General features: G+C 60.6%; 10 protein-coding genes. 3 read left to right on the top strand and 7 right to left on the bottom strand.

Translation table 11 applies throughout. The features are described 5' to 3' along the window. Nucleotides 1-4: 4 nt before the first annotated feature. Nucleotides 5-946, bottom strand: a complete 942-nt coding sequence (pfkB, locus tag CKW18_RS23075) for a 1-phosphofructokinase (protein WP_095190911.1) — start codon at nt 944-946, stop codon at nt 5-7. Continuing rightward, nucleotides 946-3,807 (bottom strand): phosphoenolpyruvate--protein phosphotransferase, encoded by a 2,862-nt coding sequence (ptsP, locus tag CKW18_RS23070; protein ID WP_095190910.1) that lies wholly within the window; start codon nt 3,805-3,807, stop codon nt 946-948. Before ptsP ends, pfkB begins: the two co-directional genes overlap by 1 nt. A gap of 305 nt (nt 3,808-4,112) precedes the next feature. On the opposite strand from ptsP, the gene cra reads away from it, so the two are divergent. Continuing rightward, nucleotides 4,113-5,108 carry a catabolite repressor/activator gene (gene cra / locus CKW18_RS23065; protein WP_095190909.1) on the top strand — a complete coding sequence of 332 codons (996 nt, stop codon included), beginning with the start codon at nt 4,113-4,115 and terminating at the stop codon, nt 5,106-5,108. 3 nt (nt 5,109-5,111) lie between these two features. Continuing rightward, nucleotides 5,112-5,888 (top strand): TatD family hydrolase, encoded by a 777-nt coding sequence (locus CKW18_RS23060; RefSeq protein WP_095190908.1) that lies wholly within the window; start codon nt 5,112-5,114, stop codon nt 5,886-5,888. A gap of 113 nt (nt 5,889-6,001) precedes the next feature. On the opposite strand, the gene CKW18_RS31560 is transcribed toward CKW18_RS23060, so the two are convergent. The 4 genes from CKW18_RS31560 to CKW18_RS23040 form a co-directional block, all read right to left on the bottom strand. Further along, on the bottom strand, nt 6,002-6,706 hold the full coding sequence (locus tag CKW18_RS31560; RefSeq protein ID WP_371857645.1) for a methyl-accepting chemotaxis protein: 705 nt from the start codon (nt 6,704-6,706) through the stop codon (nt 6,002-6,004). 1,546 nt (nt 6,707-8,252) lie between these two features. Continuing rightward, nucleotides 8,253-9,092 (bottom strand): regulatory signaling modulator protein AmpE, encoded by an 840-nt coding sequence (ampE, locus tag CKW18_RS23050; protein WP_095190906.1) that lies wholly within the window; start codon nt 9,090-9,092, stop codon nt 8,253-8,255. Next, nucleotides 9,089-9,649 carry a 1,6-anhydro-N-acetylmuramyl-L-alanine amidase AmpD gene (gene ampD / locus CKW18_RS23045; RefSeq protein WP_095190905.1) on the bottom strand — a complete coding sequence of 187 codons (561 nt, stop codon included), beginning with the start codon at nt 9,647-9,649 and terminating at the stop codon, nt 9,089-9,091. The genes ampE and ampD overlap by 4 nt, the downstream gene beginning before the upstream one ends. 64 nt (nt 9,650-9,713) lie before the next feature. Continuing rightward, nucleotides 9,714-11,897 carry a DUF1631 domain-containing protein gene (locus CKW18_RS23040; RefSeq protein WP_095190904.1) on the bottom strand — a complete coding sequence of 728 codons (2,184 nt, stop codon included), beginning with the start codon at nt 11,895-11,897 and terminating at the stop codon, nt 9,714-9,716. Nucleotides 11,898-12,272: 375 nt separating this feature from the next. Here CKW18_RS23040 and nadC point away from each other — a divergent pair, with 375 nt between their 5' ends. Beyond that, nucleotides 12,273-13,121 (top strand): carboxylating nicotinate-nucleotide diphosphorylase, encoded by an 849-nt coding sequence (gene nadC / locus CKW18_RS23035; RefSeq protein WP_095190903.1) that lies wholly within the window; start codon nt 12,273-12,275, stop codon nt 13,119-13,121. Nucleotides 13,122-13,172: 51 nt separating this feature from the next. On the opposite strand, the gene CKW18_RS23030 is transcribed toward nadC, so the two are convergent. Beyond that, nucleotides 13,173-13,472 carry a DUF6388 family protein gene (locus CKW18_RS23030; RefSeq protein WP_095190902.1) on the bottom strand — a complete coding sequence of 100 codons (300 nt, stop codon included), beginning with the start codon at nt 13,470-13,472 and terminating at the stop codon, nt 13,173-13,175. Nucleotides 13,473-14,030 lie beyond the last annotated feature (558 nt).

Genomic DNA, 14,030 nt, shown 5'->3' with positions numbered 1-14,030 from the left:
CCTCTTATTGTTCTGTCAGGGGGCGCACGCGCACACCCTGTTCGAGCTGCGCCAGTTGCGCGGCGTCGTTGATGCCAAAACCGATCTGGGTCACCGCCATCGCGGCAATCGCCGTGGCAGTGCGCAAAGTTTGCTCAGGCGTATCGGCACTGAGCAACCCATGAAGCATGCCGGCCAATAGCGAGTCACCGGCACCGACGGTACTGGCGACGCTGACCTTCGGCGGTGAAGCATGCAGCGCCGAGCCGACGCTGAACCAGTTCACGCCGTCAGCGCCGTGGGAGATCACCACGTGCTCGATGCCTTGAGCGTGCAACTGCGCCGCTGCCTGCGCCTCGGCGGCGTGGGAGACCACCTCGCAACCGAGCGCATCAGCCAGTTCTTCAGTGTTCGGTTTGATCAGCCACGGGCCAGCCTTCAGCGCTTGGCGCAACGCTTCACCGCTGGAGTCGAGGGCGACTTTCAGGCCGAGGGAGTTGAGCCGTTCGATCAGCTCACGCAACCACTGTGCAGTCACGCCGCGCGGCAGACTGCCGGCGACCACCACCGCGTCGTGCCCCGGCGCGATCTGCACCAGACGATCGAGCAAAGCCTGCTGCGCCGCAGCATCGACCACCGGCCCCGGGCCGTTGATGTCAGTGATACGGCCATCGCGCTCGGCGACTTTGATATTGCTGCGCGTCTCGCCCGGCACACGGACAAACGCATCGACAAAACCGCGCTTGGCGAACAGGGTCTCGAACGCTTGCAGATTGTCTTCGCCGAGAAAGCCGCTGACCGTCAGTTGGTGGCCAAGGTCGGCCAGCACCTGCGCGACGTTCACGCCTTTGCCGGCGGCGTGGGTGTGCATCTCGTCGCTGCGGTTGACCTGACCGGCAGCCAACACTGGCAGCTCGACCGTGAGGTCCAGCGCCGGGTTGAGGGTCAGGGTGAGAATCTTGGCCATTACAGGGCCTCCACTAATGCACGCACTTCGTTGGCGCTGCCCACGGTGAGGGCTTGTTGAGCAAGGGTTTGCGCCTGGGTCAGGCTGAGTTCGCGGATGCGCGCCTTGACCTCGGCAATGCTGCGACCGGACACGCTCAGCTCATCGACGCCGAGGCCAACCAGCACCGGCACCGCCAACGGATCGGCCGCCAGTTCGCCGCACACGCCGACCCATTTGCCATGGGCATGGGCCGCACGCACGGTGATGTCGATCAGTTGCAGCACCGCCGGGTGCAAGCCGTCAGCCTGGGCCGACAGCGTCGGGTGACCACGGTCGATGGCCAGGGTGTATTGGGTCAGGTCGTTGGTGCCGACGCTGAAGAAGTCGACTTCCTTGGCCAAGACCGGCGCGAGCAACGCGGCGGACGGCACTTCGATCATGATCCCCAGTTGCAGATCGGCGACCGGGATTTCCAGGCGCAAGCGCTCGGTCATGTCGCGAGCCTGACGCCACTCTTCAACGCTGCCGACCATCGGGAACATGATCCGCAGCGGACGGTTGTCCGCCGAACGCAGCAAGGCGCGCAATTGCGCTTCCATGATCTGCGGACGCTGCAAGGTCAGGCGAATGCCGCGCACGCCGAGGAACGGGTTTTCTTCCTTGGCGATCGGCCAATACGGCAGCGGCTTGTCGCCGCCGACATCCAGCGTACGCACCACCAGCGGTCGACCGGCGAGGCCGTCGAGAACGCGGCGGTATTCGGCTTCCTGAGTGGCTTCATCCGGCGCTTGCGGGTGGGCCATGAAAATCAGTTCGGTGCGCAACAGACCGATGCCTTCGGCGCCCTGCTCTACCGCGCTGATGACGCCAGCGCTTTCGCCAATGTTGGCGAACACTTCCACGGCGTGGCCGTCGGTGGTGTGCGCCGGTTGATGGCGTTGTTCGGCAGCAGCCTTGAGGCGTTGTTCGCGGGTGTCGCGTTCTTCGCTGGCGCGTTGCAGGGTCGCAGCATCGGCGTCGACATGCAGACGACCGCGTTGACCGTCGAGCAGCAACGGCGTGCCTGGTTTGAGCAGCAACACCGCCGCACCTGCACCGACCAGCGCGGGAATACCGAGGGCACGGGCGACGATGGCGCTGTGCGCGGTGGCGCCGCCGCGTGCGGTGAGAATCCCCGCTACTCGCGCCGGATCGAGCCGCGCCACGTCGGACGGGCCGACTTCGTCCATCACCAGAATGTACGGTTGCTCAGGCTCGTTCGGCGTCTGCACGCCGCACAATTGCGCCAAGACACGGCGACCAATGTCGCGCAGATCCGCCGCCCGTTCGGCGAGCAACGCGTCCTGCAGCGATTCCTGTTGCTTGGCCGCAGCTTCGAGCACTGCCATCCACGCCGCTTCAGCGCTTTCGCCTTGCTTGAGGCGCGTGTCGACTTCGTCGGTCAGTTCCGGGTCGTCGAGCATCTCCTGATGGGTGATGAAAATCTCGCGGATGGCTTTGGCTTTGCTGCGTTCGATCAAGCCTTGAATGTCGCTGCGCACATCGCTCAGCGCTTGCTTGAGACGCTCGCGTTCGATCGCGGCGGACTCACCACGCAGCGGGTATTCGATGGTTTGCTGCACTTGAATGTGCGCCGGGCCGATGGCGATGCCCGGTGCCGCGGGAATCGCTTGCAACTGAGTGCCGGACGTCGGGGCGATGACGACTTCGGCGATATCGGCGATGACTTCGCGTTGCTGACTCACGGCGGGCAGCGGCTCGACCTCTTCACCGAGGCCTTCTTCGATGGCGGCGAGCAAAGCCGGCAATGCGTCGGCAGCAATGCTCGGTTCGGCGATCAACTCCAGCACCTGACCACGACGAGCGCCGAGGCTGAGCAGTTTGCTCAAGCTCTTCACCGATACGGCGCTGTCCTGACCGTCGACGATGCGCACACGGATTTCGCCATCAAAACTCTTCGCCAGTTGCGCCAGGATCTTCGCCGGGCGTGCGTGCAGACCGTGGGCGTTGGCCAAGGCGATGCGTGCGCTCGGCCAGTCGGCAGGCAACTCGCCCCCCAGCACTTCAAGGACTTTACGGCTGCTGGTGGCGCGGCCCAGTTCATGGCCGCGACCTTCGATCAACAACGCGCACAGCCGCTCAAGCAAGGCCTGATGCGCTTCGCCGAGGCTGGCCAGGCAGAACAGACCGCTCAGCGGTTGACCGAGATAGCGTATTGGTTTGTCCGGGGTGACGAAGGCCAGCCCCGGACGCTTCACGGTTTGCTCGCTGTGTAGCCACCACAGACCATCGCCCAACGGCAGCGCTTCGACTTGCTGCAACACGCCAGCAAAACCGTTGCTCACGCAATCGGCCTGACGCAGCAGACGCGCCCCCCGCCAAACCAACTCTTCGAAATCGTCGGCAGCAACACCGAGGCCGATCATCTGTGCGTCCAGCGCCAGTTCCTGCGGCGCGCCTTGCAGCAACTTCAACAGTGCTTCGGGCGAACTGGCGCGACGCAGGGCCTGGCCCAGATCGGTCTCGCCGAGGGCCCGGGTCAGCAGTTGCAACAGGCGCAGGTGTTCGTCGGATTTGGCCGCAATGCCGATAGCCAGATAAACGATCTGGCCATCGCCCCAATCGACACCCTCGGGAAACTGCATCAGGCGCACGCCAGTTGCGAACACCTGATCGCGGGTTTCGGGGGTACCGTGGGGGATGGCAATACCTTGACCAAGAAAGGTCGAGCCCTGGGCTTCCCGGGCCTGCAGTCCGGCCAGGTATCCGTCGGCGACCAATCCATCGGCGACCAGATGATTGGCGAGTAATTGCAGGGCAGCGGGTTTATCCACAGCCGATTGGCCCATGGATATCTGCTCTATAGTGAGCTCGAGCATGCGATCTCCTTTTTGGCACATGAAGGTGCCAGGTATTGTTTTGGATGGTTGCAGCTTAGGCGCTTGTCAGCTTCCTTTTCAGGGGCAGTTTTGGCGGTTTCACGGCAGAACCGGCCAAAAGCGCCTAAAACGTAGAAAATACGCTTGCTGAAACGTTTAATCTAGATTGATCGGCACGTTACTCGATAATGTCTCATCCTTGAAGTCCAACTTGTCGGATGCGTTGCGACAATGGTCGTCTGCCCGAATCGGGTAGGATTGGCGAAAATCTCGCCGTACGCTCGAAAAAACAAGGAAATACCGGGTTGAAACTCAGTGATATCGCGCGTTTGGCCGGCGTGTCCGTGACCACCGCCAGCTACGTCATCAATGGCAAAGCCGCACAGCAACGCATCAGCACCGCCACCGTCGAGCGGGTGCGTGCGGTGGTCGAGCAGCACGGCTTCACGCCCAATCCACAAGCGGCCGGGTTGCGCAGTCGGCATACCCGCACGCTGGGCTTTATCCTACCGGATCTGGAAAACCCCAGTTACGCGCGGATCGCCAAACTGCTGGAACAAGGTGCGCGGGCACGCGGCTATCAGTTACTGATCGCCAGCTCCGACGATGCACCGGACAGCGAGCGCCAGTTGCTGCAACTGTTCAAGGCGCGCCGTTGCGATGCGCTGATCGTCGCCAGTTGCCTGCCGGCCGGGGATGACAGCTACCGCCAGTTGCAGGCCAAGGGTCTGCCGATCATTGCCATCGACCGGGTCATGGAACCCGAGCATTTCTGCTCGGTGATCAGCGACGACCGCGAGGCCAGTCTGCACCTGACCCAGAGCCTGCTCGAACCGCAGCTCAAACAGATCGTCCTGCTTGGTGCCCGCCCGGAACTGAGCATCAGCCAGGAACGTGCCGCTGGTTTCACCCAGGCCCTGGTCGATTTCAAAGGCGAAGTGCTGGTCGAACACGCCGAATCCTTCAGCCGCGAATGCGGCAAGCAATTGATGGAAGAACTCCTGCAACGCCTCGGCCATTTGCCGGATGCGCTGGTAACAACTTCCTACGTGCTGCTGCAGGGCGTGTTCGACGCCCTGCATGACTTCCCGCTCAAATCCCGCCCGTTGCGCCTCGGCACATTCGGCGACACGCAATTGCTCGACTTCCTACCATTGCCGGTCAACGCCATGGCCCAGCAGCACCAGTTGATCGCCGACAAGGCGCTGGAACTGGCACTGGCCGCCGTCGAGCAATCGGAATACAAGCCCGGCGTGCAAGCGATTGCCCGTACCTTCAAGCAGCGTATTCACCGGGACTGAACCGTGGAGCTGATCGACAGCCACACCCACCTCGACTTCCCCGACTTCGACGCCGACCGCTCGGCGTTGTTGGCCGAAAGCCGCGCCCTCGGAGTGCGGCGGATGGTGGTACTGGGAGTCTATGAGGGTAATTGGCAGCGGGTATGGGATCTGGTGCAAAGCGATGCTGACTTGTACGCAGCGTTCGGTTTGCATCCGGTGTATCTCGATCAGCATCGCCCCGAAGATGTGCTGGCGCTCGGTGACTGGCTGACGCGATTGCGCGGTCATCGGCAGTTGTGCGCGGTGGGTGAGATTGGTCTGGACTACTTCATCGAAACCCTCGACCGCGCGCGCCAACAGGCGCTGTTCGACGCACAACTGCAGCTGGCGGCGGACTTTGAATTACCGGCGCTGATTCATGTGCGCCGCAGTCACGCGGCGGTCATTGCCACGCTCAAGCGTTTTCGTCTGAAGCGAGCCGGGATCATCCATGCCTTTGCCGGTAGCCGTGAAGAAGCGCGCGAGTACATCAAGCTGGGTTTCAAACTCGGTCTGGGTGGCGCGCCGACCTGGCCGCAGGCGTTGCGCATGCATCGGGTGCTGGCGGATTTGCCACTGGATTCGATTGTGCTGGAAACCGATTCCCCGGACATGGCGCCCGCGATGTTTCCCGGTCAGCGCAACAGCCCGGCGCACTTGCCGGCGATCTGCGAGGCGCTGGCCGAATTAATGAAGATCAGCCCTGAACAACTGGCTACCGCCAGCACTGCCAACAGCTGTGAAGTGTTTGGCTGGTAAAAAAACCTTGTGGGAGCGAGCCTGCTCGCGAAAGCGGTGTGTCAGGTGACGAAGATGTCACTGGCAGATTGCATTCGCGAGCAGGCTCGCTCCCACAGTTTTTCGCCCGTGCCTCAGACGCGAAACGCGCTGATCAATTGTTTGAGTTCCACCACCTGCGCAGACAGCGCCCGGCTGGCATCTTCAGTCTGATGCGCACCTTGCGCCGTGCGCTCACCGGCGCGGTTGATCTCGACGATATTCTGATCGATGTCATGGGCCACCGCGGTTTGCTGCTCCACCGCAGCGGCAATCTGCTGGTTCTGATCAACGATCATGCCTACAGCGCCGAGGATGTTTTCCAACGCTTGCTGAACCTTCTCCGACTGGCCGACCGTGCCGTTGGCCATCTGATGGCTGACGCCCATGGCCTTCACCGCCGCGCCGACGCCGCCGTGCAGCTTGGCGATCATCTGCTCTATCTCTTCGGTCGATTGCTGCGTGCGTTTGGCCAGGGTGCGTACTTCGTCCGCCACCACCGCAAAACCGCGCCCCTGCTCGCCAGCTCGGGCGGCTTCTATCGCGGCGTTGAGCGCCAGCAGGTTGGTCTGTTCGGCGATGCTCTTGATCACTTCCAGCACGCGGCTGATCGACTGGCTGTCACTGGCCAGTTGATTGATCACCAGCACCGACTGATCGATCTCGCTGGCCAGGGCGGCAATACTGCCTTGCTGCGATTCCACCAGGCCACGACCATTGATGGTCTCGTCGTTCACGCTGTGCGCGCTGCTCACCGCCGCCGCTGCACTGCGCGCTACCTCCAGTGAAGTCGCCGACATCTGATTCATCGCCGTCGCCACCTGCTCGATCTGCGTGCGCTGTCCGGCGACCGCCTGATTGCTTTGCGCAGAAACGTTTTCAACTTGCCCGGCCTGACGCTCGACCTCGCCGACGGTGTGCCCTACCCGCTCGATCAAGTCGTGAATCTTGCGCACCGTGCCGTTGAACACTTCGCCCAATTCGCCCAGTTCATCGCGGCTGTTCGCTTTGAAGGTAACGGTCATGTCACCGGCCGCGACCTTGTCCATCATCGCGCCCAGGCGTTTGAGTGTGGTGCGGGTCGACGCATAGAAGCCGCCGTAGAGATAGAAAATCAGCACAAACACCACCGACAACGCCACAGCCTGCAAGACCATGTGCGTGCGGTTCTGCGCCAGACGCTGCTGCAATTGGGTGTCGAGGAATTTCAGGGTGGCTTCGTTGAGCTGCCAGGTTTTGTCGATAAGTCCGGTCACCTGGTCGTAAAACGCCTGCCACGGTGCATCAAGGGTATCGGCCATCACCACTTGTTCTTCGAATAATTCACTGGCCTGTTTCAGCGAGGCCTTGCTGGCCTCGGCCGGAGCGCTGAGGGTTTCACGCGCGGCCGTGCTGGAGCCCAGCGCGTCCTGCAGCTTCAAGCCGTACTCGGCCTGGAGCTTTTCGATCTGCACCAGCAACTCATCAAAACGGGTGCTCGACGAACTGTTGAGAAAGCCCTGACCCAACGAATACGAGCCCATGGCCCGGCCTTCGCCAAGGGTTTGCGTGACGGTCGGCGTAATCAGCGTGACCAGTTCGCTGAGTTGGCGGATATCGCTCTGGTTGTCGCGGCTCAGCCCCGCCTGACTGGTGATGATCTGGCTGAATATCTGCGCACTGGCCAGCAATTTGCCGATCAAGGCACTTTTGCTTTGCAGGGAGTTTTCCGCTTGCTGGGCTTTGAATGCGGCAATCATTTCATCGCGTTTGCCGTCAAACACCTTGATCTGCTCGGGATCATCGGTCATTGCCGTGAGCCCTTGCAGGCGCGCCAAAACGGCTTGTTCAAGGGTGGTGATCTGCGCTTCGACGTTACCGGCCTTGCCGGACTGGCCGAGGGTGACGTCGATCTGCACCAGATTGTTCAGGGTCTCCAGATCCCGGCGCAGGCTCAGGCTACTGCCCAGCAGATCGAGGCTTTGCAGTTCGATCCGGGTGCCCTGGAATTCGCGATAAGAGTCGCGCACCAGATAGAAATTGGTCACCAGCATCGGCACCAGAAACAGCACGCTGATCAGGCTGAACTTCATGCCGAAGCTCAGACGGTTCATCAGCGAGACGGCGGGATAGAGCAAGCTCTTCACTGGAAGTCTCCCTTGGTTTTTCTTGTTTTTATTGGCAGGCGCGCAGAGACAGCAGATAGCCACTATCGGGCGCCATCTCTGTATAGCGCAAATCGGAGGGAGGCTTTGTAACTTAAGGTTAACGGCAAAAAAGATCGCAGCCTGCGGCGGCGCCTACAGGAAAAACTCGATCCCAGTGTAGGTGCTGCCGCAGGCTGCGATCTTTTGATCTTGCTTTACATCAGTGAATCAATACGGTCCACAAGGCAAACCCGGCATACCACAGCACCGCTGCGCGCAGCAGCAGTTCCCACAGGCAATCGAGGGTGTTGATGCCTTCCGGGCCAACCGCAGGAGGCGGGATCTCCCCTGCGGCCAATCCAACCTTGTTGATCAATTGCGCGGCGCTGATGTTCCAGTTCAGCAACTCATGCAACATCACCCGGCTGACCGCCACAAAATTGCCGACCAACGCGAAACTTGCCGCCAACAGACGCACCGGCACCCAGTCGAAGGCATGGCGCAACTGCGCGGCACGCTCGACCAGCGCCGGGTTGTGCCCATGCTCTTCGGCCAGCGCCAGCAAGCGATAAGCCAACGCCGCCACCGGACCGAGCAGGAAATACCAGAAGATCACCGCGAAGAAACTCTGATAGGCCTGCCACAACAGATGCCCCTGTACCCGGTCGAGCAATTGCTCGCCGCTGTCGGCACAGATATCCAGATCACGCTTGGCCACGTGGGCCGCCGCTTGCAGATCCTCACGCCGCCAGGCATCACGGAACGGCCCGAGACCGCCGAGCAAATCACCGCGCCCCAGGCTGTAAATCACCACCAGCAGATGCAATGGCAGCGCGAGCAAGCCGTACGCCACCGGCTCCAGCACCACCAGCAACAGCGCGAGCAGCGCCACCGGAAACAGCACCAGAATCGTCAGCACCAGCCATGGCTGTTTGGCCAGACGCTCGCTGCTTTCGAGTTTGTTCAGTTCGCGGATCCATCCGCCATCGCGTTGAACCCGGTGACGCAGGGCCGAGAACTTCTCGATCCACAGCGCCAGCAGTAACACCAGAAAACTCATTGTCCTTCCTCTTGTGCCAGGGCTGCGCGGTAACGCGCCCAGTCGAATGCCGGGCCAGGATCGGTCTTGCGCCCGGGTGCAATGTCGCTGTGTCCGCAAATACGTGCGCCGGTGATGGCCGGAAATGCGCTTTGCAACTGGCGGGTCAGCACGGTCAGCGCCTGATACTGCGCGTCGGTGAACGGCAGATCATCGGTGCCTTCAAGCTCGATGCCCACGGAAAAATCGTTACAGGTTTCGCGCCCTTCGAAAATAGACACACCCGCATGCCACGCCCGCTCAAGACAGGAGACAAACTGGGTGACCTTGCCGTCACGTTCGATCAGAAAATGCGCCGAGACCCGTAGGTCGGCAATCCCTGCAAAGTAGGGATGTTCGGTGACATCCAGGCGATTCTGGAAAAATTCCTGCACCTTGCCGGTGGCGAACTGCGCCGGTGGCAGGCTGATGTTGTGGATCACCAACAGGGAAATTTCGCCCGCAGGGCGTTCATTGAAGTTGGGCGATGGGCAGACCTGCACCCCGTGACACCACCCGCTAGCGGGATCCAGCTGCATAACGATTCCTTCAACGCCGACTGTGTTGGCGCCCAGTATGCCGTGATCGGCCCCCGGCGCGCGATCACTTGGCGCGATTGAGTCGCCGCAGATTGCCCAGCACCGACTCCAGAGCCCGGTCGAACAGCAAGGTGTCGTCAAGCGCGCGCACCGCACCACGCTGGAATTCGAGCGCCAGTTCGATGCGGCTGCGTTCCAGCACCTTCATCCCGGTGCGGTCGACAAACACGTACTTGCCGGTGGCTTCGATGATCGCTGCGAGCTTGCAGCGCAGGGTGTTGTCCTCGTCTTCCTGAAACGCCACCCAACCGCCCACGCGCAATTGATCAACCTGTTGCAGACCGGCGGCGCCCTGAGACAGGCGCCCCGAGGTCAGCGCCATCGTGGCCTCGTCAGCGGTTTGCAAAAGGATCTGCCGCGAGACCTCGATCAGTGCCGGCGCCGCTTGATCAGCCGCCGTGCGCGGTTCAAGCACACGCACATGCAGCGCTTCCAGCTCGCTGAAAAATTCGCTGGTGGCAAACGGATCGAATGCCGAACGGCTCAATCCGTCACGCAACGACTTCAGCAACCCCGGCACCAGTGCCAGCAGACGCATGTCAGCGTCAGCATCATCATGGCGCTGCACACTCCAGATCAGTTGCTCCAGGGTTTGCACATCGGCCTGCCACTCAGCGGACTTATCGCCATGCTTGAGGCAGGTCAGCAGCAGCACCTTGCTCCAGGCGTCCTGCACAAACGCTACCACCGACGGCGGCAGGACTTTGCCCAGCAGGACTTGATTCAACGCCAACTCGACTCGCCGACGAGCCAACTCGGTTTTCGCCCGCCCTTCTTCGGCATCGCGCAGACGCTGCTCGAGCAATTCACTGCGCCGACGCTCATCACTGGTGAAGGCAAGAAAGTCTGCGAGCAATTCGGAAAAAATCGCCGGATCATCGTCAAAATCGGTGAGCAGGCGCTGCACCACCTGCTCGATGCGCAGATACAGGCTGTCGCGCGCCTCGCCATCACAATCGCCCCAACCCATCGCCGCTTCGGCAATTTCGTTGAGCAGCCGCCGCGCCGGATGACTGCTGCGACTGAAGAAGCTTTTGTCGAGCACCGCCACTTTGAGCATCGGGATCTGCAAGCGGGCGATCAGCGCCTTGAGCGAGTCCGGCACATTGCGGTCTTCAAGGATGCAGTCGAAGACCATGGCGATCAGGTTGATCACGTCTTCGTCAGCCCCACCAACGATCCGCGATTTGCCACTTTTGACGCTGACCCGCGTCAGCAGTTGCTCAAGCTGATTGCGCAGATCGAAGTCGTCATGCGACGCCAGCGCCGGCACATATTGTTGCAAGTGCGAGAGCAGGCGCAGCAGGTCGCGGGTGGTGATCGGCTGTGTAGCGGCGCTCGGTTCCAGAGTCGGCGCGACGCTGCCGCGCACGTGCAACAGCAACTCCTGCAACGCGGCGAAGACTTCCTGCACGCCTTCGTCTGCTGGCGGCGGATCGTCGCTTTCCTCGCTATTTACGTTGGCCACCGCGCGATCGATCGCGCGGCGTGCAGGAGCCGGTTTCAGTTCAGGTAGCACGCCGGTGGCACTGAGCAACTGATTGGCTTCGGCATACAACTGTTCGGTGTCGGCCAGCACATAGCGCTCGAACAGTTTGAGCAGGATCAACTTGACCCTGATCTCTACACCGAGGTTGCGACCGGCCTGCAAGAAGAACTCACAGAGCAGCGCCGGGCCGAGCGGATTGCATTGATCGTCCAGGGTATTGCCAAGCAATGCGTTGAGGCGCGCGGTCAGTTGATCGAGGGCAAAGCCGTCACGTTTGAGTACGCGGCCGACCATGGTCTCCACCGCGACATTACGCTCCATGTCATCCGTGCGCGGTGCCGAGTCTTCGTGCATCAACGGAAGTGGCAGCGTGTTGTGCACGGGATCGTATTGGGTGAGGCCGACAAAGGCATCGAAGAACAGTTCGAGAAAGCCCCGTTCGATGTTTTTGCGCTTGAGGCGCAAGTCGCGCATGGCTTCGAAAAAGATGTTCTGTTCGACGTCGTTGCGCGCCCGGTCGGCCATTTCAAACAGGGTGTCATCGGCGTTATCGAACAGCTCCTGCAAACCGTGACGCAGTTGCTGGGCAGCCTTGTCGCGAACCTGAAGCAGAATCACAGGCAGGCGGGCGAGCGGCGAGTGATTCGCCTGATCGGTAGCGGCCTTGTGCAAAGGCACTACTTTCCCGTCGTTGTGCATCCAAGCCTCCTGAAGCGGTGATTCGTTCGGTCAAGCCAACCCGGATCCCTGTGGGAGCGAGCCTGCTCGCGATAGCGGTGTGTCAGCCGCAGCAATGTCACTGAAAGAATGTATTCGCGAGCAGGCTCGCTCCCACAAGTTCAATCAGGACGTCAAAGCTATGACGTCAAATGCAAGGCGAATTATCTTTCATAACTTGTACCCGGCGCCATAGTCGTCAGGGTTTCCCCTATGCCTGTCCCCTCTCAGTGACCACGTCTGTACGGGGTTTGCTCAAAGAAAATCGACCAGATGCAGTCAAGCACGCGTGTTCTCACCTTGGGTTGGCTCGCGCCATGCCCCTATAATCGAATCACTTTGTTTGTGGAGCCCGTTATGCCGAATCTACGTCTCGCCGATTTGACCGCCGAAATCGAAGCCAACGTGCGCCGTGCGTTGCTCGAAGACATCGGCAGCGGCGACATCACCGCGCAACTGATCCCGGCCGAACGTCTGGCCAAAGCCACTATCATTACCCGCGACGACGCCATCATCTGCGGCACTGCGTGGGTCGATGCGGTGTTTCGTCAGCTCGATCCGCGGGTCGCGGTGCATTGGCAGGTGATCGATGGCGAGCGGGTCAAACCCAATCAACCGCTGTTTCATCTGGAAGGCCCGGCCCGCTCGTTGCTGACCGGTGAACGTAGCGCGCTGAACTTCCTGCAATTGCTTTCGGGCGTGGCGACCCGCGCGCAGTACCTGGCGGATTTCGTCGGCGAAACGCAGGTCAAGCTGTTGGATACGCGCAAGACCCTGCCGGGCCTGCGTCTGGCGCAGAAATACGCGGTGACTTGCGGCGGCTGCCACAACCATCGCATCGGCCTGTACGACGCCTTCCTGATCAAGGAAAACCACATCGCGGCCAGTGGTGGCATTGCACAAGCCATCGCCGCCGCCCACAAGATCGCCCCGGGCAAGCCGGTGGAAATCGAAGTGGAAAGCCTGGATGAGTTGAAAGAAGCGTTGGCGGCCAGCGCCGACATCATCATGCTCGACGAACTGAGCCTGGACGACATGCGCGAAGCCGTACGCCTCAACGGCGGCAAGGCGAAACTGGAGGCAAGCGGCGGCATCAACGAAAGCACACTGCTGCCAATCGCCGAGACGGGTGTGGATTACATCTCGATTGGTGCGATGACCAAGGATGTGAAGGCGGTGGATCTGTCGATGCGCCTCAGTCTCTGAAGACTGCACGCAATAAAAAACGCCAGCCTGGTTGAGGCTGGCGTTTTTGTTTCAGACCACCAGATTGTTCATCTCGCAGTACTCGTCCCACTCGACGCCCAGTACTTCGGCGGCCTCTTTATGCAATACGAGACGCTGCGCCTCGAATTCTTCAGGAGTGCTCGTGTACTTGAGCGTCAGCTCCCACGGCTGCAAGCCCTGGGCCTCGGCTTCATCTTCGAACGCCCACTGGATCTGGTCTTTCTGATCATCGGGACTCAGGTCCTTGATCTCTTCTTTCAGATCCGGTACGTCCAGGATGTATTTCTTAAGCGCTTCTTCGTGGCGTTGCTCTTGAGTTAATTCGGTCATGGCGTTCTCGCTGATCGTAAGAATGGAAGATGGATCTGGATCATCAAGGATCTCTCTGACGCGGTTAGCCCGGCCTTCGGAACCATTCGGGATCATCTGAAAACTGCTAAGCGATGCTCATGCAGGCACCGAATATAGGACGTTTGCATGACGAATTACACGGGTCTTTACATCTCTCCCACAAAAAGCTGACCTGCGGAACATAAATCCGCATGGCAATGAGCGGGAGTGAGGAAAACGGTGGTGCCCGAGACAGGAATCGAACCTGCGACCTTCGCGTTACGAATGTATTTTTTATTCATTGAGTACGGGGCAGGCCCAGCATATTTTGCAATCAAGTCAGGTTGAGTCCGCCAAAACAGAACCGTATAGTCGTTTTTGCTGCCACCTGTCACGGACGTTCCGGTATGACAACCAGGATCCCCAGCTAGGGATGGTCTGAAGTAGTCACGCTTTTCTGGCTGACTTCAGCCTCCGCTGATTTTGAAAACGGCGAATCGACCAAAACGATCAGATCATCCGCGTATTTCTGCGTTTTTAGCCGCCGCGAGCACCTCG

The sequence above is a fragment of the Pseudomonas sp. Irchel 3E19 genome (genome assembly GCF_900187585.1).
GTDB lineage: Bacteria > Pseudomonadota > Gammaproteobacteria > Pseudomonadales > Pseudomonadaceae > Aquipseudomonas > Aquipseudomonas baetica.
The sequence above is the reverse complement of the archived record's forward strand: the minus strand, read 5'-3'. Positions and strand labels throughout refer to the sequence as shown.

Coding starts and splice junctions, on each gene's coding strand:
- pfkB (WP_095190911.1), bottom strand. CDS start 946: ATGGCCAAGATTCTCACCCTGACCCTCAACCCGGCGCTGGACCTCACG.
- ptsP (WP_095190910.1), bottom strand. CDS start 3,807: ATGCTCGAGCTCACTATAGAGCAGATATCCATGGGCCAATCGGCTGTG.
- CKW18_RS31560 (WP_371857645.1), bottom strand. CDS start 6,706: ATGTCGGCGACTTCACTGGAGGTAGCGCGCAGTGCAGCGGCGGCGGTG.
- ampE (WP_095190906.1), bottom strand. CDS start 9,092: ATGAGTTTTCTGGTGTTACTGCTGGCGCTGTGGATCGAGAAGTTCTCG.
- ampD (WP_095190905.1), bottom strand. CDS start 9,649: ATGCAGCTGGATCCCGCTAGCGGGTGGTGTCACGGGGTGCAGGTCTGC.
- CKW18_RS23040 (WP_095190904.1), bottom strand. CDS start 11,897: ATGCACAACGACGGGAAAGTAGTGCCTTTGCACAAGGCCGCTACCGAT.
- nadC (WP_095190903.1), top strand. CDS start 12,273: ATGCCGAATCTACGTCTCGCCGATTTGACCGCCGAAATCGAAGCCAAC.
- CKW18_RS23030 (WP_095190902.1), bottom strand. CDS start 13,472: ATGACCGAATTAACTCAAGAGCAACGCCACGAAGAAGCGCTTAAGAAA.